Here is a 17,646-nt window from a genome sequence, read left to right as displayed (position 1 = left end):
GCCCCGGAGCCGCGGTTGTCCACAGGCCTCCACCCCGTGGGGTCCCGGCCAGTAATCTCAGCGCCCATGGAGCAGAGGCATCTCGGCCGTACCGGCCTTCGTGTGTCCCGGATCGGGCTGGGCACCCTCACCTGGGGCCGGGACACCGACGAACACGACGCCGCGGACCAGCTCAAAGCCTTCTGGGACGCGGGCGGCACCCTCGTCGACACCGCCGACGTGTACGGCGGCGGGGAGGCCGAGTACCTGCTGGGGCGGTTCCTGGACGTCCTGGTGCCCCGGCAGGATCTGGTCGTCGCCACCAAGGCGGGCAGCGTGCCCGGCCCGCACCGCCGCGTCGACGGGTCGCGCGGGCATCTGCTGGCCGCGCTCGACGCCTCCCTCGAACGGCTCGGCACGGACTACGTCGACCTGTGGCAGATACACGCCTTCGATCCCGGGACGCCGCTGGAGGAGACCCTGCAGGCCCTGGACCTGGCCGTGTCCTCCGGGCGTGCCCGCTACGCCGGAGTGGCCGACTTCAGCGGCTGGCAGCTGGCCAAGGCCGCCACGTGGCAGCTCGCCGCGCCCGGGGTGCGCACCCGGCTGGCGTGCACGCAGATGGAGTACTCGCTGCTGCAGCGGGGCGTCGAGCGGGAGGTCCTCCCTGCGGCGAGGGACCTCGGAGTGGGGCTGCTGCCGTCGTCCCCGCTGGGGCGCGGGGTGCTGACCGGCAAGTACCGCACCGGGACGCCGTCGGGTTCGCGCGGCGCGTCCGAGCGGCTGGCCCCGTTCGTGGAGCCGTATCTGGACGAGGCCGCGAGCAGGATCGTGGACGCGGTGGCCACGGCGGCGGACGGCCTCGCCACGACGCCCCTCCAGGTCGCGCTCGCCTGGGTGCGGGACCGGCCGGGGGTGGTCGCACCGGTCGTCGGGGCACGCAACGCGCGGCAGCTGGGCGAGGCGTTGTCAGTGGAGGCGCTTAGTCTTCCTGACGAGATCTGCCAGGCGCTCGACGACGTGTCGGCGCCCGTGCACCGCTATCCGGACCAGGACTGGAGCACGCTGTGACTGCGCATTCCCGGGGAGAAGCCACGGACCCCCCGGCCGAGGACCACGAGGCCGGCGAGGACGCCGGTGGCCGGGCCGCCGACACGCCCGGCACGCCCCACGAGGGCGGCGCGGGGAGCGCGGAGGGGACGGACGACGACGCGCGGGATGCGGAGGCCGGCACGGAGGAGGCCGGCGGCCAGGAGCAGGGGACGGAGACGCCCGCCGCGCCCGCCCTGTCGGAGGCCGAGGCGGAACTGGCCGCACAGCGTGAGCTGCGTGAGCGGATCGAACGGCGCAAGGCCGAGAAGGAAGGGCCCATCGAGGCCGGTGCGAAGCTGAGCGGTCCGGCCGCCGATCTGCTGGCGGCGGTGCGCGCGGTGGAGAGCGGCGAGAAGCCGGGCACCGCCTTCTTCGACTCACCCGCCTCGGCTCCCGCACCCCGCAGGGCGGCCCCCGCGGCCCCGGCCGCGCCCGCGCCCCGGGTCCCCGAGCGGCCCGCCCCACGGGCCGTCCCGCCCGAGGCCGCCGCCTCGGCCGCGGCGGTGCTCGCCGAGGGCGGAGCTCCCGAGGCGCTGGCCCGCCCTGCCGTGACGACGCTCGGTGAGGGGGCCGCCGGCCTCCTCCGTGAGGACCCGTGGCAGCTCCTGTCGCTGCCCGGCGTGCGGCCCGAGCAGGCGGACGGCTTCGCGCGGGCGCTGCTGGGCGCGGAGTGCGGCCCCGACGACGAGCGGCGCACGGCGGCGCTCGTGGGCTGGCTGCTGGAGCGGGCCGCGCTGCGCGGGCACACCGCGCTGGACGCCGAGGAGGCACGGAAGGCGCTGGCCGGGTTCGCGGTGACCGATCCCGCCGGAGCCGTCGAGCACGCCGTGGCCGAGGGGGTCGCACTGGTCTTCCAGGACGGCGTCGACGCCACGGAGGCGGAGGGGACGGCGCAGGACACCGAGGAGGCGTCGGAGGACGGGGCCGGGGGCGACGACGAGCCGGTGCGGGTCCTGCTCGGCCTCGACCGGTATGCCCTGGCCGAGGAGAGCCTGGCCGACGGCCTGGCCCGGCTGGTCAACTCCTGCGAGAAGGGGGCCGACTGGACGGACGCCGCCACCGCGGCCCCGTCCGCCTCGGCGGGCGAGCTGATCAGGGCGGCGGCGAGCGCCGGACTGGTCGCCCACAGCGGCGGGGAGACCGCCCGGGCGGAACCCGCCGCCCTCGTCGCCGCGGCGCGTGGTCTCGGTCTGCGGGCGCTGGGGACCGCCCACAGCCCCGACGGACAGCGCAGGCTGGCCGCCGCCGCCGGTGACCCGGAGGCCGCTGTGACGCTCTCCGCCCTGCTGTCGGGCGAGGGCGGGCCCGGGCGGGACGCGGACGGCGCCCTCGCCCTCGACGTCCTGGTCGTGCTGGACGCCCCGCAGCTCGACGTGGAGACGGCCGCGATGCTGGTGGAGTCGCTGGCCGACGGGACGCGGCTGGTCCTGAGCGGCGACCCGGGGGTGCTCGGATCGGCCGGTGCGGGGCGGGTGTTCGCCGACGTGATCGCGTCGCGCGCCTGCCCCCACGTGGTCTCCCGCACGCCCGACCCGGGGCCCATCGGCGAGCTGGTCTCCGGCATCGGGATCGGCGAGCTGGCCCAGGTCGAGGCGCCCGGCAGGGAAGTGGTGATCGTGCCCGTGCGGGACGCGGGTGAGGCCGTCCACCGCACGGTGCAGCTGGTCGCCGACTCGGTGCCGCGCGCCATCGGCGTACCGTCCTCGGACACCCAGGTGATCACGGTCGGGCACGGCGGCCCGGCCGGCACGACGGCGCTCAACGCGGCGCTGAAGCAGCGGCTCAATCCGGGGCCGGGCCGGTTCGGCGGCTTCGACCCCGGCGACCGCGTGGTCCATGTCCCCGCACCGGGCAGGGCGGTCCCCGGGGCGGTCGTCTCGGCCGACGCCGACGGTCTGCACCTGGACTGCGCGGGCACACCCGTCGTCGTACCGCAGGACCGGGTGGAGACCGCCGTACGCCACGGCTGGGCGCTCAGTGCCCACCAGGCGGCCGGGATGCGCTGGCCCGCGGCCGTCGTGGTCCTGCCGGGCGACGCGGCGCAGGGGCTCAGCAGGCCCTGGGTGTACACGGCGTTCAGCCGTGGGGAGCGGCACCTGTCCGTGGTGCACGGAGTGGACCAGGCCCTGCCGCGCGCGGTGGCCGAGGTCCCGGCCCAGCAGCGGACGACCAGGCTGGCTGCCCTCCTGGAGGCGCTGCCCACCCCGGACGCCTCGTAGGGCCCTCGGAGACATGCCGACGGCCCCGGTGCGCTGCGCGCCGGGGCCGTCGGCCGGTGTGGGGTCAGGAGCGCTGGGGGACGACGCCGTCGGGGTCTCCGTCCAGGTCGTCCTCCTCGTCGAAGACCGAGCTGGCGTCGAAGCGGCAGACGACGAGGGCGGGGTCCGCTTCGTCGAACGGTGCCGCGAGCCACTCCCCCGGCTCGGGGAGCTCGTCCGCGGCGGAGACCCAGAGGGTGGAGTCCCCCTCCTCCAGACCGAACTCCGCGTGCCGGGAGGCGATTTCGTCCGCCTCGTACTCGCCGAACACCACGCCCAGCGCGGCGTGCACACCGGCGCCGGCGGCAGCCGCCTCGCCGTCCTGCCCGTCCGGGTCGAGCTCCGCGAGCCGCTGGGCCTGGGCGAGCAGCCGTGCCGGCTCCGCCACCGCGTAGTCGCGCCTGATCAGCACGCTCACGGCGTGCGGCTCCTCGGGGCCGGCGTAGGGCGGGAGGGAGTCCTCCGCGGCCGGGATCTCGAAGGGGGTGACCTCGTCGTAGCGGTCGTAGAGCAGTTCGTCGTAGACCTCGGCAGCGGCGGCCAGGGCGTTGAACGCGTCGTAGACGGCGGGGTCGTCGTCCCCGGTACGGCGTTCGACCGCCTGGAGGTGGCGGTCGAGCGCGGTTTTGACTGCATCGGCGGCGGCGCGTACCTCGGCAGCGGTGGGCTGCGCAGCATCAGACATAGGACAGACGCTATCCGTACCGGGGGTCTGCCCGCACAATAGATGCGATGCCGGAATACGAATTTATCGACGTGTACGTGCCGCGCGGGGTGTCCCGCAAGGAGGCGGCCCGCCTGCTGACCGACCATGCCGAGTACGGGCACTGGGAGTTGGACCGGCTGACGCTGCGCCTGGACGGCAGCCGCCGGGTCCGGCTGCGGCGGCGCATCATCCGCCAGCTCCGGGCCACCTGGTAGCGGAGAGCGGGCTCCGCGTGCGCGGAGCCCGCCCCTCGGGCCGTCGGTCGCGGTACCGCTAGGCCGCGCTGCGCGAACGCCGGTACAGCACCGTGCCCGCGCCGGCGAGCAGCATGCCGGCGCTCGCCGGGATCAGCACGCCGAGCCCTCCCCCGCCGGTGTGCGCGAGCTGCTCACCCGCCACGAGCTGGGTCTCGGGAGCCGGGGGCGCGTGCGGCGTGACCGGCTTCTCCGGGGTGTGCGGCGTCCGCGGTACGACGGGAGGGTGGGCCGGCTCCGTGTCGTTCTCGCAGGAGTTGCCGAAGACCGGGTTGAGCAGTCCGCCGACGGTGATGCTGTTGCCGCAGAGGTTCACGGGGATCTCCACCGGCGCCTGCACCTGGTTGCCGGAGAGGATCCCGGGGGACCCGGTCGTCTCGGCCTGGGCCGAGGTGCCGGAAGCACGGTGCCTGCCGGTCCCCGCCCCGCTGTCGCGCGCGTCCTGGTGGCCGGACGCACGGCTCCCGGAGCCGTGACCGGACGACGCCCCGTCGTCCGAGACGCGAGCGTGTCCGGAATCCGAAGATCCGTTTCCGCAGTCGTTGCCGCTCGCGGGGTTGAGCAGACCGCCGACGTCCACGGAGTTTCCGCAGACGTTGACGGGTACGTCGATCGGGGCCTGGATCGAGTTCCCGGAGAGCACCCCCGGTGAACCCGACGCGGCACCTGCCGCACCCGCGTCGGCGTGCGCGTAGCCGCCGCCGAGCGCGAGCACTCCGCCCGCCGCCGCCATGGTGATCAGGCCTTTGCGTGTGACCTGTCGCATAGGTTGTCTTCCTGCCTTCTGCACTCACGAATTGCCCCGGACGCAGCCGTGCGCGGGGCCGAATGCCCAGCGGCCCCGGAGCGCATGGAACGCACTCCGAGGCCGACCGGGCTCAAACCCTTACGGGTTGACGCGCATCGTCACGCGTTGACGCAGGTGTTGCCGAAGGCGGGGTTCAGCAGCCCGATCACGGAGATCGTGTTGCCGCACACGTTCACCGGAACGTGAACCGGAACCTGGACGACGTTGCCCGAGAGCACGCCGGGGCTGCCGATGGCGGCACCCTGGGCACCGGCGTCGGCGGACGCCATACCCGCACCCGCGAGCACGAGACCACCGGTAGCAGCCGCGATTGCGACGACCTTCTTGATCATGATTCCTCCTGTGTTGACAAGTGCGGTCCCAGCCGCGGACCGCATCAGGTGAAACGAGGAGAGCAGGAGGTGGCTACGTGCGAGTGATCCCTTTCACTCGTACCAGTGAGATTCGTACAGGCTGGCGAATATGGCCGTCCGGTGAGGTCGGGCGGGTCAGGAGTGGTCGATGAACCGGTCGAGCACCCGGGCTCCGAACTTCAGGCCGTCCACCGGGACCCGCTCGTCCACGCCGTGGAACATCCCTGCGAAGTCCAGCTCCGGCGGCAGCTTCAGCGGCGCGAAACCGAAGCAGCGGATGCCGAGGTCGTCGAAGGACTTCGCGTCGGTGCCGCCGGAGAGCATGTAGGGCACGGCGCGCGCGATCGGGTCCTCGGCCTTCAGGGCGATCTGCATCGCGTCCACGAGCGACCCGTCGAAGCTGGTCTCCAGGGCCTTGTCCCCGTGCACGTCCTCGCGCTTCACCCGCGGGCCGAGGATGCGGTCGAGGTCGGCCAGGAACTCGTCCTCGAAGCCCGGCAGGAAGCGGCCGTCGACGTGCGCGGTCGCCTGTCCGGGGATCACGTTCACCTTGTAGCCGGCGCCGAGCATGGTGGGGGCGGCGGAGTTGCGCAGGGTGGCGCCGATCATCTTGGCGATGCCGCCGAGCTTGGCGAGCGTGGCCTCCATGTCCTCCGGGTCGAGCGGGGTGCCGAGCGCGTCGGACAGCTCGTCGAGGAAGGACCGCACGGTCTTGGTCACCCTGACCGGCCACTGGTGGCGCCCCAGCCTGCCGACGGCCTCGCAGAGCTCGGTGATCGCGTTGTCGGTGTTGGTCATCGAGCCGTGCCCGGCGGTGCCGTCCACGGTGAGACGCATCCAGTGCATGCCCTTCTCCGCGGTCTCCACCAGGTAGAGGCGCAGGTTCTCGTTGACGGTGAACGAGAAGCCGCCGACCTCACCGATGGCCTCGGTGACGCCGTCGAAGAGGTCCCGGTGGTGGTCGACGAGGTGGCGCGCCCCGTAGGTGCCGCCGGCCTCCTCGTCGGCCAGGAAGGCCAGCACGATGTCGCGCGGGGGCTTGCGGCCGCTGCGCATGCGGTCGCGCACGACCGCGAGGGTCATCGCGTCCATGTCCTTCATGTCGACCGCGCCGCGCCCCCACACGCACCCGTCCGCGATCTCCCCGGAGAACGGGTCGTGCGTCCAGTCCGCCGCGTTGGCCGGGACGACGTCGGTGTGCCCGTGGATCAGCAGTGCCGGCTTGGAGGGGTCCTCGCCCTCGATCCGGGCCACGGTGGAGGCGCGGCCCTTGTGGGACTCGATGATCTTCGGTTCCAGCCCGACCTCGGCGAGCTTCTCGGCGATGTACTCGGCGGCGGCACGCTCACCGGGGCCCGAGTGGTCGCCGTAGTTGCTGGTGTCGATCCGGATCAGGTCACGACAGAGGTCCACGACCTCGTTCTCGGCGGTCTCGCCGATGCCGGCCCGGGCCGTGTTGGTCTCGCTCACGCTGCTTCCTTCCACTGTCGCGGTGGTGCTCTCCCCCATACTCGCGCGCCCGCCCCCGCGCGCCCAAGACCGCCCGGGCCCCGTCATGCGCCCTTCACATGGCCGGGGGCGTGATCGAGCACCCCCGAATGTTTGCTATTGTTTTCCACGTCGGAACGGGCAGGGCCCGGACGACAGACACCCGGTCCGGGTGGCGGAATGGCAGACGCGCTAGCTTGAGGTGCTAGTGCCCTTTATCGGGCGTGGGGGTTCAAGTCCCCCCTCGGACACAGCGGAAAACCCCCAGGTGACCCTGGGGGTTTTCGCTTTCTCCGGCTACTGCTGAGTGTGGTCGGGCGGGCGGTCCGCGAGGACGGCTTCGCCCCGAGGCCGATCCGGGTCCTGGCGTCCGCCGCCGGTGCGCCGGCAGCCGAGCGGCTGCGCGCGGGTCCGCGGCCGGACGCCTCTCGCTCCGCACGGGCGGCTGCCGGCGCTCTTCGCGATGGGATGATGGAGGGACCGGGCCCGTCCGTTCCGGGCCCTCCGGCGACAAGGACCCATGCGATGAGAGGACGGGCGAAGCCCCCGGCCGCCCCGCTCCCCCAGCGCGCGGGCGTCGACCCGGTGCGGGTGCGGCTGCCCGCGGACCCGGCGGGGACCTGGCCCACCGTCCGGGACCACCTGCTGGACCGGTTCGCGGGCGCCATCGGCTCAGGACGGGTGGACGTCATGCTGGCCGAGGGCGGGTTCGTCGGGGCGGACGGGTGCGCCGTGCGCGCGGACGAGCCGTACACCGCCGGGCGTCACCTCTGGTTCCACCGCGACTTCGCCCCCGAGAGGCCGGTGCCCTTCCCCGTCGGCGTCGTCCACCGCGACGACCACCTGGTGATCGCGGACAAGCCGCACTTCCTCGCCACCACCCCACGGGGCCGGCACATCACCGAGACCCTGGTGGCGCGGCTGCGCGACACCCTGGGACTGCCCGGACTCCAGCCCGCGCACCGGCTGGACCGGCTGACGGCGGGCCTGGTGCTCTGCGTCGTACGGGCCGGGGACCGCGGGGCGTACCAGACGCTGTTCCGGGACCGGCTGGTGCGCAAGGAGTACGAGGCGGTGGCTCCGTACGATCCTGGGCTCGCGCGGCCCCGGACCGTGCGGAGCCGGATCGTCAAGGAGCGGGGGGTCATCGCGGCACGCGAGGAGCCGGGGCCGGCGAACAGCGAGAGCCGGATCGAACTGCTGGAGCACCGGGGTGCCCTCGGCCGCTACCGGCTGCTGCCCGCGACCGGCCGCACCCATCAGCTGCGGGTCCACATGAACGCGCTGGGGCTGCCGCTGGTGAACGATCCGGTCTACCCCGTGGTGGAACCGGACCCGGAACGCGAGGACTTCGGGCGTCCGCTGCAACTGCTGGCGAGGGTGCTGGAGTTCACCGACCCGGTCACGGGCGAGCCGCGCCGCTTCGAGAGCGGCCTGCGGCTCTCCGCGTGGCCGGACCGGTGAGTCCCGCCGCGGTCAGTGGCCGCGGTTGATCCAGTCCTGCAGCTGCGGCGCCTCCGCGCCGATGCTGGTGGAGTCACCGTGGCCGGTGCGGACGGCGGTCTCCGGCGGAAGGGTGAGCAGCCGGTCCCTGATCGAGTCGATGATCGTCGGGAAGTGGGAGAAGGACCGCCCCGTGGCGCCCGGACCGCCCTGGAAGAGCGTGTCCCCGGTGAAGACGGTGCCCAGTTCGGGGGCGTGGAGGCAGACGGCTCCCGGGGCGTGGCCCGGGGTGTGCAGCACCGTGAGGCGCGTCCCCGCCACCTCCAGCTCCTGACCGTCGGCGAGTTCACCGTCGGGGGAGCGGTCCGGGTGGGTCCGCTCCCAGAGTGGCAGGTCGTCCGGGTGCAGCAGGATCGGCGCACCGGTCGCGTCCGCGAGGGCCGGAGCGGCGTCGATGTGGTCGTTGTGCGCGTGGGTGCAGATGATCGCGCGCAGCGTACGTCCGCCGAGTGCGGCCTCGATCGCGGCGGCGTCGTGGGCGGCGTCGATGACGACGGCCTCGGTGTCGTCGCCGACGATCCAGACGTTGTTGTCCACGTCCCACTCGCCGCCGTCGAGGGCGAAGGTGCCGGACGTGACCAGGTGGTCGATCCGGGCGGCCATCAGAGGACCACCACCGAGCGCAGGACGTCGCCGTCGTGCATCCGGGCGAAGGCCTGCTCGATCTCGCCGAGCTCGATGGTCTCGGTGACGAAGGCGCCGAGGTCGAGGCGTCCCTGCTGGTGCAGGTCGATCAGCATCGGGAAGTCGCGCGAGGGCAGGCAGTCGCCGTACCAGGACGACTTGAGGGAGCCGCCGCGTCCGAACACGTCGAGGAGCGGGAGTTCGAGCTGCATCTCGGGGGTGGGCACGCCCACGAGGACGACGGTGCCCGCGAGGTCCCGGGCGTAGAAGGCCTGCTTGTACGTCTCGGGGCGGCCGACCGCCTCGATCACGACATCGGCGCCGTTGCCGTCGGTGAGGGCGCGGATCGCCTCGACGGGGTCGCCGGAGCGGGAGTTGACGGTGTGGGTGGCGCCCATCTTCTTCGCCGTCTCCAGCTTGCGGTCGTCGATGTCGACCGCGATGATCTTCGCCGCTCCGGCGAGCCGCGCGCCGGCGATCGCCGCGTCGCCGACGCCGCCGCAGCCGATGACGGCGACGGAGTCACCGCGGCCGACCTGGCCGGTGTTGATGGCGGCGCCGATGCCCGCCATGACTCCGCAGCCGAGCAGTCCGGCGACGGCCGGGGAGACCTCGGGGTCGACCTTGGTGCACTGGCCGGCGGCGACGAGGGTCTTCTCGGCGAACGCGCCGATGCCGAGCGCCGGGGAGAGCTCGGTGCCGTCCAGGAGGGTCATCTTCTGCTTCGCGTTGTGGGTGTCGAAGCAGTACCAGGGACGGCCGCGCAGACAGGCGCGGCACTGGCCGCACACCGCGCGCCAGTTGAGGACGACGAAGTCGCCGGGCGCGACGTCGGTGACGCCCTCGCCGACGGACTCCACGACACCCGCGGCCTCGTGACCGAGCAGGAACGGGAAGTCGTCGTTGATGCCGCCCTGCTTGTAGTGCAGGTCGGTGTGGCACACACCGCACGCCTGGATCTTGACCACGGCCTCACCCGGGCCCGGGTCCGGCACCAGGATCGTCTCCACCCGCACGGGCTCGTTCTTCCCCGGTGCGATGACCCCTCGTACCTGCTGCGCCATGCCGTGGTCTCCCATTCCGACTGCCCCGTTGTGCTGAAGATAGATCCCGTCCACCGTACCCGGACGGGAGGGCGCTCACGGGGCGAGCACGTCCAGTTCGTGCAGCGCGCCGACCGCGATCTCCTTGGTGAGCCGTTCCGCGCCTTCGGCGTCCCCCTCGCGGACGGCTTCGGCGAGCCGGACGTGCAGCGTGACCGCGGCGGGGTCCGGGTCCTCGAACATCACCTGGTGGTGGGTGCGGCCGGCCAGGACCTCGGCGACGACGTCGCCGAGCCGGGCGAACATCTCGTTCCCGGACGCGTCGAGGACGACGCGGTGGAAGGCGATGTCGTGCCGGAGGTAGCCCTCCAGCTGCTGGCCGCGCGAGGTCGCGACCATGCCCAGGGCGCATTCCGTCAGTGCGGCGCACTGCTCGGCCGTGGCGTTCCGGGCCGCGAGGCCCGCGGCGACGGGTTCGATCGCGGACCGCAGCACGGTGAGGGAGCGCAGCTGCCGGGGGCGGTCGGCGCCGGCGAGCCGCCAGCGGATGACCTGGGGGTCGTAGACGTTCCACTCCTCGGTGGGCCGCACGGTCACCCCGACCCGGCGCCGGGACTCGACGAGGTGCATGGACTCCAGGACGCGGATCACCTCGCGCACGACGGTGCGCGACACGTCGAAGCGCTGCGCGAGCTCGTCGGTGCGCAGGACCAGACCCGGCGCGCACTCCCCCGCGGCGATCTCCAGACCCAGGGTGTCCAGCACGTGCGTATGGAGCCCCTGGGCAGGTGTGGTCATGCCCGCAAGCCTACGGGTCCGCTTTCGGGATCAAAAGTACGACGTTTATGTCACAGCCTCTTGAATAAGTCGTATGTAATGGGTTTCAGTAGCGCGACGGACCGATGTCGCGGACCGATGTCGATGAAGACAGCGAGGCAGCAATGAGCACCCCCCACGTCGTCGTGGTGATGGGCGTAGCAGGGACCGGCAAGACCACGATCGGCCCCCTGCTCGCCGACGCCCTGGGCGTCCCCTACGCCGAGGGCGACGATTTCCACCCGCCGGCCAACATCGCCAAGATGTCCGCCGGCACGCCGCTGGAGGACGACGACCGCTGGCCGTGGCTGGACGCGATCGGGCAGTGGGCGCACGGCCGGGCCGGGCTCGGCGGCGTCGTCAGCAGCTCGGCGCTCAAGCGCGCCTACCGGGACCGGCTGCGGGCCGAGGCCCCCGGTGCCGTCTTCCTGCATCTGACCGGCGACCGGTCCCTCATCGAACGCCGTATGGCGGACCGTAAGGGCCACTTCATGCCGACCGCGCTGCTCGACTCCCAGTTCGCGACCCTGCAGCCCCTGCAGGAGGACGAGGCGGGCGTCTCGGTCGACGTGTCCGGCACCCCCGAGGAAATCACCGACCGGGCCGTCGCCGCGCTGCGCCGGCTCACCAACTAAGGATCACCACCGTGACCAGTCTCAGCGTCGAGATGCTGGCAGCGGACGCCGTCGAACCGATCACTTCGGCCGGCAACGCACAGCTGGGCATCGCCGTCCTGGCGGGCATCGCCGTCATCGTCCTGCTCATCACCAAGCTCAAGATGCACGCGTTCCTCGCGTTGACCATCGGCACGCTGGCCCTCGGCTCGTTCGCCGGGGCCAACCCGGCGAAGACGATCACCAGCTTCACCACGGGCCTCGGCTCGACCGTGGCGAGTGTCGGTGTCCTCATCGCCCTGGGCGCCATCCTGGGCAAGCTGCTCGCCGACTCCGGCGGCGCCGACCAGATCGTCGACACGATCCTCGCGAAGGCGAGCGGGCGCGCGATGCCGTGGGCGATGGTCCTCATCGCCTCGATCATCGGGCTTCCGCTGTTCTTCGAGGTCGGGATCGTGCTGATGATTCCGGTGGTGCTGCTGGTCGCCAAGCGCGGCAACTACTCGCTGATGCGGATCGGCATCCCCGCGCTCGCCGGCCTGTCCGTGATGCACGGGCTGATCCCCCCGCACCCCGGCCCGCTGGTGGCGATCGACGCCCTCGGCGCGAACCTGGGTGTCACCCTGGCCCTCGGTGTGCTGGTGGCCATCCCGACCGTGATCATCGCGGGCCCGGTCTTCTCCCGCTACGCCGCCCGCTGGGTGGACATCGAGGCGCCGGAGAAGATGATCCCGCAGCGCCCGTCCGAGGAGCTGGACCGCCGCCCCAACTTCGGCGCGACCCTGGCGACGATCCTGCTGCCCGTCGTCCTGATGCTGGTCAAGGCACTGGTCGACATCGTGGTGGACGACCCGGAGAACCACGTCCAGCGGGTCACCGACGTCATCGGCTCGCCGCTGATCGCCCTGCTGGCCGCCGTCCTGGTCGGCATGTTCACGCTGGGCCGCGCGGCCGGGTTCACCAAGGACCGTCTCGCCGGCACCGTCGAGAAGTCCCTCGCCCCGATCGCGGGCATCCTGCTCATCGTGGGCGCCGGCGGCGGGTTCAAGCAGACCCTCATCGACGCCGGTGTGGGCCAGATGATCCTCGACTTCTCCGAGAACTGGTCGATCCCCGCCCTGCTGCTCGGCTGGCTCATCGCGGTGGCGATACGGCTGGCGACCGGTTCGGCGACCGTGGCCACCATCTCCGCGGCCGGTCTGGTCGCCCCGCTGGCCGCCGACATGTCCACGTCCCACGCGGCGCTGCTCGTCCTGGCGGTCGGTGCGGGTTCCCTCTTCTTCAGCCACGTCAACGACGCGGGGTTCTGGCTGGTGAAGGAGTACTTCGGCATGGACGTCCCGCAGACGATCAAGACCTGGTCGGTGATGGAGACCATCATCTCCGTCGTCTCGCTGGCCTTCATCCTGCTGCTGTCGCTGGTGTTGTAGCCGGCGTCACTCCTCGGTCTCCCGCCACAGCGGGTGCTCGGAACGGGCCCAGAGGCGCTCGACCGACCCGGTGCGCATGCCACGGCGTGCCTCCGGGTCGGCGAGCGCCTTCGCCATATGGCCGGCGACCACCACGCCGAGGGCGAGGGCCAGCCAGTCGTGGACGAAGGTCGCGCCCGTGCGCCACACCAGCGGGGCGAGCCCGGTGAACCACATCAGCAGCCCCGTGCCGAGCATCACGAGCACGGCCCCCGCGGTCCACGCGGCGTAGAGCTTCTGGCCGGCGTTGAACTTCCCCGCCGGACGCGATCCCGGTGCGTGGTCGCGGCGCAGGGCCGCCCGCAGCCACCGGCGGTCGTGCGGACCGAACCGGTTGATCCGGGAGAGGTCGGCGCGCAGGGCGCGGGAGGCCAGTCCGGCCAGCAGCGGCACCGGAATCAGCAGCCCGGACCACTCGTGGACGGTGACCACGAGGCGCCGGCGGCCGACGAGTTCGGCGAGCTGGGGGACGTACAGGCAGGCGGCGGTGGCGACGCAGATCAGCACCAGCCAGGCCGTGGCGCGGTGTACCAGGCGTTCCGCGGTGGTGAAGCGCCTGACCCTCGGGGAGGGGTCAGACGGTGGGGGCGTCGTCGCGGCCGTTGGACCGGCCGACCCAGGCGTCGACGTCATAGCCGAGCTCCTCCCAGTATCCGGGGCGTACGGAGTCGGTGACGGTGATCCCGGAGAGCCATTTCGCCGACTTGTAGAAGTACATGGGGGCCACGTACAGCCGGATCGGCCCGCCGTGGGCGTGGGCCAGCGGCTCGTCCCGCATGCGCGTGGCGACCAGGACGTCCGGCCGGCTGGCCTGTTCGAGCGTGAGGCTCTCGCTGTAGGCACCGTCGAAGCAGGTGAAGCGGATCGCCTTCGCACCCGGCCGTACGCCTGCCGCGTCCAGCAGGGCGGAGAGCCTGACGCCCTCGAAGGGGGTCTCGGGCACCCGCCAGCCGGTGACGCACTGGACGTCGCGCACCATGCGGGTCTGCGGCAGCGCCTTCAGGGAGTCCAGGGTGTACGTCGCCGGGCGGTCGACGAGGCCGTCCACGGTGAGGCGGTAGTCGGCGGCGGTCTTCTCGGGCACCGACGTGGTGACGGAGTAGTAGCGGAAGCCGCCGCCGTTGGGCAGCAGACCGGTGAGTCCGGTGGGGTCCTTGTCGGCGACCGCGCCCAGTCCGTCCTCCAGCGTGCGCTGGAGGACGGGCGCGGCCACCACCCCGGCGGCGCCGAGGCCGAGCATGGCGAGGACCAGACGGCGTCCGACGGGCGCGCCGCCGTCGTCCGGGGAGGAGCGGTCACGGTCGGGAAGGGGACTGTTCACCCACCCATTCGAACACCTGCGGTCCCCCGTCACCAGGGGCCGCGGGCACACGTCACGCTTCGGTAAGGAAGGTCGGTCAGCGTATGGGGGCCGCCGCGCCCCCGGCCGCCTTCTCCAGCTGGAACGCCTCGTTCCCGAGGCCGATCCGCGCGTGGACCTCGGGCCTGGTGCGGCGCAGCACCGCCCCGTACGCCAGGCCTCCGGCGAGGGCCAGCACGATGACACCGGGCAGCAGCCAGTTCAGTGCCGAGCCCGGACCCGAGCCGACCAGGACGCCGAAGTCCCGGACGGTGAACACGGCGATGGCCAGCAGGGCGAGGCCGGCGAGGCCGGAGGCGACGAGCCGGGGGGCCTGGGCCCGTCCGGCGCCGCGCCGCACGAAGAACGCGATGACGGCGAAGGAGGCCGCGGCCATCAGGACGATGACGCCGAGCGCACCGACGTTGCCCATCCAGGTGAACAGGTGCAGCACGGGCGCGGTGGGGTCACCGACCGGGTGGTCGTCGGTGACGGCGAAGGCGAGCACGATGACGACCGAGACCGCGGACTGCAGCATGGATCCGGTCGCGGGGGCTCCGCTCGCCTTGCTGGTGCGGCCGAAGCCGGCGGGCAGCAGCCCTTCCCTGCCCATGGCGAACGCGTAGCGGGCCACCACGTTGTGGAAGCTGAGCAGCGCGGCGAACATGCCGGTGACGAACAGGACGTGCAGGACGTCGGTGAAGGTGGCGCCGAGCCGTTCCTCGGTGAGGCCGAAGAGCATCCCGGGGCCCTCCTCGAGGGAGGTGTCCGCGACGGAGGAGGGGCCGGCGGCGACGGTGAGGGCCCAGGAGCTCACGGCGAGGAAGAGCGCGGCGTAGCCGACGGCCAGGAACATCACGCGGGACACGACGACCTGCGGGCGGCTGGTCTCCTCCGCGTACACCGGCGCCTGCTCGAAGCCGACGAACGCGGCGATGCAGAAGCAGAGCGCGGTGCCCAGGCCGGCTCCGGTCAGGGTGGCGGGGTCGAAGGCGTGAAGGGACAGGCCCTCGGGGCCGGGCTTGCCGACGGCGGCGATGTCGAAGATCACCACGAGGGCGCACTCGACGACCAGCAGGACCCCGAGGACCTTGGCGTTGAGGTCGATCTTGAGCCAGCCGAGTACGCCGACGACGGCCACGGAGACGAGGGCGGGGATCCACCACCGGAGGTCGATGTCCAGATAGGTGGCGAAGAGGCCCGAGACCTCGAAGCCGAGGATGCCGTAGACGCCGACCTGCATGGCGCTGTAGGCGACCAGCGCGACGAGCGAGGCGCCCGCGCCGGCGGTGGGGCCGAGCCCGCGGGCGATGTAGGCGTAGAAGGCACCGGCGTTGTGGACGTGCCGGCTCATCTCCGCGTAGCCCACTCCGAACAGCATGAGGACGATGCCCAGGATCACGTAGAGCAGGGGCTGCCCGACGATGCCCATGACGCCGAAGACCGTGGGCATGACCCCTGCGACGACCATCAGGGGGGCGCTGGCGGCGAGGACGGACAGGAGCAGCCCGGGGGTGCCGAGCCGGTCGGCGCGCAGCGCGCGCTCCTCACCCTTGTAGGTGCTGATGCCGCCGGTGGTGCGGGTCGCGCCGGTGTCAGTTCTGCCCGTCGACATGGCGGGGGTGGTCCCTTCGTCGGTGGAGACGTGTCAGGGGGCACCGAGCGCGAGGGTGCGCGCGGCGACGAATGCGGGGTACGGGTCGCGTCCGGCGTAGGACCACGGAACCTCGGTGGCGTGCGGGCCGATGCGGTGGAAGAGTGCGGCTGCCTCGGCGGGCCGGCCTTCGCAGATCTTGGCGTGCGCCAGGAAGTTGAGGTCGGTGTGGTGGCGGGGATGGTCCTCGCGTTCCCATTCGAGCCACCAGTCGAAGGCCGCCTTCATGACCTGCCGGGCTCTGCGCCCCGACCAGTGGCCCGAGGCCGCCGGGTCGTCGGGCACGGCTCCGGCGGCGGCGAGGACGCGGTAGCGCTCGGCGTGGGCCACGACGGGGAGCACGGCGAGCGGTGAGTCGGCCGGCGCCTGTTCGGCGGCCCACGCGGCGAAGTCGTACACCGCGTGGAGGGGATCGCTCCCGGGGTTCGTCTCGGCGAGGGAGGCCGTCATCAGGTGATGGCCGTGGTGGTGTTCGGGGTGACGGGCACGGATCTCCTCGAAGTGTCCCGCTGCCGCCTCGTGGGTGCCGTGCTCCCGCTCCAGTGCCATCAGACCGAGCCAGGGGGTGGGGTCGGCGGGGTCGAGCGCGGCGGCGGTCAGGCACGCCTCGCGCGCCCGGTCACGTTCCTCGGCACCGGCCCCGGGGCGCCGGGAGCGGACGACGCCGGCGCAGGCGAGCAGTGTCGTGGCGTCGGCGCTGTCGGGCTCGGCGAGCAGCCAGTCGGCGGCCCAGCCGGCGGCGGACGGGACGGCGGCGAGAGCGAGGATCCGGTGGCCGCGGCGGTCCCAGTCGCTGCCGGTCGCGACCAGCAGGGAACGGGCCCGGGTCCAGCGGCCCTGTGCGAACTGGCTCCTTACGTCGATGAGTTCGCCGTCCCCGAGCGCCGGGTCGAAGGCGCGGCCCGTGCGCCCGCCCCTGCGACGGGAGCGGCCCAGGGGCGGCGGAGGCGGAGACATCCGCAGGCTTCCTTTTCGGCTTCGGCGTGAGATCAGCACGTCTTCGATGCTCTGTGCGAGCAGACGATCGCGCACAGCAAAGCGCTAGGCAAGGCTCGGCGTCAAGGTCGACCCCCTCCGCAACTGCGTTCACACACCGCCCAGTTGGCGCATCGGGGAGTACCGGAGCGACCGTTCACGCAGTTCGCGAGCCGTCCACAGGAGTGGCGGACGGGGCAGGGGTGACGCGTGCCACACTGCCGCCATGGAGAACCGTGAACCGCTCAAACCGTTCCTGCTCGCCTTCCCCGGGCCCTTGCGCGACCGGCTGGTGGCCGCCGTGCTCTCGGGCGAGAAGGTCTCCACCTCGGGGCTGCTCGTCGAGTACGAGGTGGAGCGCGAGGAGCTGCCGCCCGTGGGCGAGCGGTCGGCGGTCATCGACTCCGACGGGCGGGAGGTCGCCGTGGTCGAAGTGACGGAGGTGCGCGTGCTGCCCCTGGGGTCGGTGGGGTTGCAGCACGCCCTCGACGAGGGTGAGGGCTACGCGACCGTGGCCGAGTGGCGGGCGGGGCACGAGGAGTTCTGGCACAGCGAGGAGATGCGGGAGGCGCTCGGGGACCCGCGATTCACCGTGGACGACGACACGATGATCGTGGCGGAGCGGTTCCGGGTGGTGGAGCGCCTCGCCTGACGGCGGGCGCTCTCCCGGG

At 72.7% G+C, this 17,646-nt stretch carries 18 protein-coding genes and 1 tRNA gene; 8 read left to right on the top strand and 11 right to left on the bottom strand.

All coding sequences use genetic code 11. From position 1 onward, the window contains the following. The first annotated feature begins 66 nt into the window (after positions 1 to 66). Positions 67 to 1,050: an aldo/keto reductase gene (locus IA22_RS0124195; RefSeq protein WP_014157171.1), complete on the top strand. Its 984-nt coding sequence runs from the start codon at positions 67 to 69 to the stop codon at positions 1,048 to 1,050. Beyond that, complete coding sequence (locus tag IA22_RS0124190) at positions 1,047 to 3,290, top strand: helix-hairpin-helix domain-containing protein (protein ID WP_030124824.1); 2,244 nt, start codon at positions 1,047 to 1,049, stop codon at positions 3,288 to 3,290. Before IA22_RS0124195 ends, IA22_RS0124190 begins: the two co-directional genes overlap by 4 nt. A 64-nt stretch (positions 3,291 to 3,354) precedes the next feature. Here IA22_RS0124190 and IA22_RS0124185 read toward each other — a convergent pair whose 3' ends face one another. Further along, positions 3,355 to 4,014 carry a hypothetical protein gene (locus tag IA22_RS0124185; protein ID WP_014157169.1) on the bottom strand — a complete coding sequence of 220 codons (660 nt, stop codon included), beginning with the start codon at positions 4,012 to 4,014 and terminating at the stop codon, positions 3,355 to 3,357. 47 nt (positions 4,015 to 4,061) lie between these two features. Here IA22_RS0124185 and IA22_RS0124180 point away from each other — a divergent pair, with 47 nt between their 5' ends. Beyond that, a complete protein-coding gene (locus IA22_RS0124180) occupies positions 4,062 to 4,250 on the top strand; it encodes a DUF5703 family protein (protein WP_014157168.1) in 189 nt (62 codons plus the stop codon). A 58-nt stretch (positions 4,251 to 4,308) separates the two neighbouring features. On the opposite strand, the gene IA22_RS0124175 is transcribed toward IA22_RS0124180, so the two are convergent. The 3 genes from IA22_RS0124175 to IA22_RS0124165 form a co-directional block, all read right to left on the bottom strand. After that, on the bottom strand, positions 4,309 to 5,055 hold the full coding sequence (locus IA22_RS0124175; RefSeq protein ID WP_014157167.1) for a chaplin: 747 nt from the start codon (positions 5,053 to 5,055) through the stop codon (positions 4,309 to 4,311). A 140-nt stretch (positions 5,056 to 5,195) separates the two neighbouring features. Beyond that, positions 5,196 to 5,429 (bottom strand): chaplin ChpH, encoded by a 234-nt coding sequence (gene chpH / locus IA22_RS0124170; RefSeq protein WP_014157166.1) that lies wholly within the window; start codon positions 5,427 to 5,429, stop codon positions 5,196 to 5,198. Positions 5,430 to 5,585: 156 nt separating this feature from the next. Then, a complete protein-coding gene (locus tag IA22_RS0124165; RefSeq protein ID WP_014157165.1) occupies positions 5,586 to 6,920 on the bottom strand; it encodes a M20/M25/M40 family metallo-hydrolase in 1,335 nt (444 codons plus the stop codon). A gap of 184 nt (positions 6,921 to 7,104) precedes the next feature. On the opposite strand from IA22_RS0124165, the gene IA22_RS0124160 reads away from it, so the two are divergent. Further along, positions 7,105 to 7,189, top strand: a tRNA-Leu gene (locus tag IA22_RS0124160). Positions 7,190 to 7,463: 274 nt separating this feature from the next. Next, a complete protein-coding gene (locus IA22_RS0124155; RefSeq protein WP_030124823.1) occupies positions 7,464 to 8,402 on the top strand; it encodes a pseudouridine synthase in 939 nt (312 codons plus the stop codon). A 12-nt stretch (positions 8,403 to 8,414) separates the two neighbouring features. Here IA22_RS0124155 and IA22_RS0124150 read toward each other — a convergent pair whose 3' ends face one another. The 3 genes from IA22_RS0124150 to IA22_RS0124140 all read right to left on the bottom strand — a co-directional run bounded on the left by IA22_RS0124150 (position 8,415) and on the right by IA22_RS0124140 (position 10,906). After that, positions 8,415 to 9,044, bottom strand: coding sequence for an MBL fold metallo-hydrolase (locus IA22_RS0124150; RefSeq protein ID WP_030124822.1), 630 nt, complete (start codon positions 9,042 to 9,044; stop codon positions 8,415 to 8,417). Next, positions 9,044 to 10,129, bottom strand: a complete 1,086-nt coding sequence (locus tag IA22_RS0124145) for an S-(hydroxymethyl)mycothiol dehydrogenase (protein WP_030124821.1) — start codon at positions 10,127 to 10,129, stop codon at positions 9,044 to 9,046. The genes IA22_RS0124150 and IA22_RS0124145 overlap by 1 nt, the downstream gene beginning before the upstream one ends. Before the next feature lie 75 nt (positions 10,130 to 10,204). Next, positions 10,205 to 10,906, bottom strand: a complete 702-nt coding sequence (locus IA22_RS0124140; RefSeq protein ID WP_014157161.1) for a FadR/GntR family transcriptional regulator — start codon at positions 10,904 to 10,906, stop codon at positions 10,205 to 10,207. A gap of 143 nt (positions 10,907 to 11,049) precedes the next feature. On the opposite strand from IA22_RS0124140, the gene IA22_RS0124135 reads away from it, so the two are divergent. Together IA22_RS0124135 and IA22_RS0124130 are read left to right on the top strand one after the other, a co-directional pair. Then, positions 11,050 to 11,559, top strand: a complete 510-nt coding sequence (locus tag IA22_RS0124135) for a gluconokinase (protein ID WP_014157160.1) — start codon at positions 11,050 to 11,052, stop codon at positions 11,557 to 11,559. 11 nt (positions 11,560 to 11,570) lie between these two features. Next, entirely contained in the window at positions 11,571 to 12,968 is a 1,398-nt protein-coding gene (locus IA22_RS0124130; protein ID WP_014157159.1) for a GntP family permease, read from the top strand. Between the two features lie 6 nt (positions 12,969 to 12,974). Here IA22_RS0124130 and IA22_RS0124125 read toward each other — a convergent pair whose 3' ends face one another. The 4 genes from IA22_RS0124125 to IA22_RS0124110 form a co-directional block, all read right to left on the bottom strand. After that, positions 12,975 to 13,640, bottom strand: a complete 666-nt coding sequence (locus tag IA22_RS0124125; RefSeq protein ID WP_014157158.1) for a cytochrome b/b6 domain-containing protein — start codon at positions 13,638 to 13,640, stop codon at positions 12,975 to 12,977. Next, positions 13,582 to 14,328: a molybdopterin-dependent oxidoreductase gene (locus IA22_RS0124120; RefSeq protein WP_030124819.1), complete on the bottom strand. Its 747-nt coding sequence runs from the start codon at positions 14,326 to 14,328 to the stop codon at positions 13,582 to 13,584. The genes IA22_RS0124125 and IA22_RS0124120 overlap by 59 nt, the downstream gene beginning before the upstream one ends. A gap of 76 nt (positions 14,329 to 14,404) precedes the next feature. Next, positions 14,405 to 15,961 carry an APC family permease gene (locus tag IA22_RS0124115; RefSeq protein ID WP_014157156.1) on the bottom strand — a complete coding sequence of 519 codons (1,557 nt, stop codon included), beginning with the start codon at positions 15,959 to 15,961 and terminating at the stop codon, positions 14,405 to 14,407. Positions 15,962 to 15,994: 33 nt separating this feature from the next. Continuing rightward, the gene (locus IA22_RS0124110) at positions 15,995 to 16,957 is read right to left on the bottom strand and encodes a hypothetical protein (RefSeq protein WP_030124818.1); all 963 of its coding nucleotides are present in this window, start codon (positions 16,955 to 16,957) and stop codon (positions 15,995 to 15,997) included. A 244-nt stretch (positions 16,958 to 17,201) separates the two neighbouring features. On the opposite strand from IA22_RS0124110, the gene IA22_RS0124105 reads away from it, so the two are divergent. Next, a complete protein-coding gene (locus IA22_RS0124105) occupies positions 17,202 to 17,627 on the top strand; it encodes an ASCH domain-containing protein (protein WP_014157154.1) in 426 nt (141 codons plus the stop codon). The last annotated feature ends 19 nt before the right edge of the window (positions 17,628 to 17,646 follow it).

The organism is Kitasatospora papulosa (assembly GCF_000717245.1).
GTDB lineage: Bacteria > Actinomycetota > Actinomycetes > Streptomycetales > Streptomycetaceae > Streptomyces > Streptomyces papulosus.
Note: the sequence above shows the minus strand (reverse complement) of the source record. Positions and strands in the feature narration are given on the sequence as shown.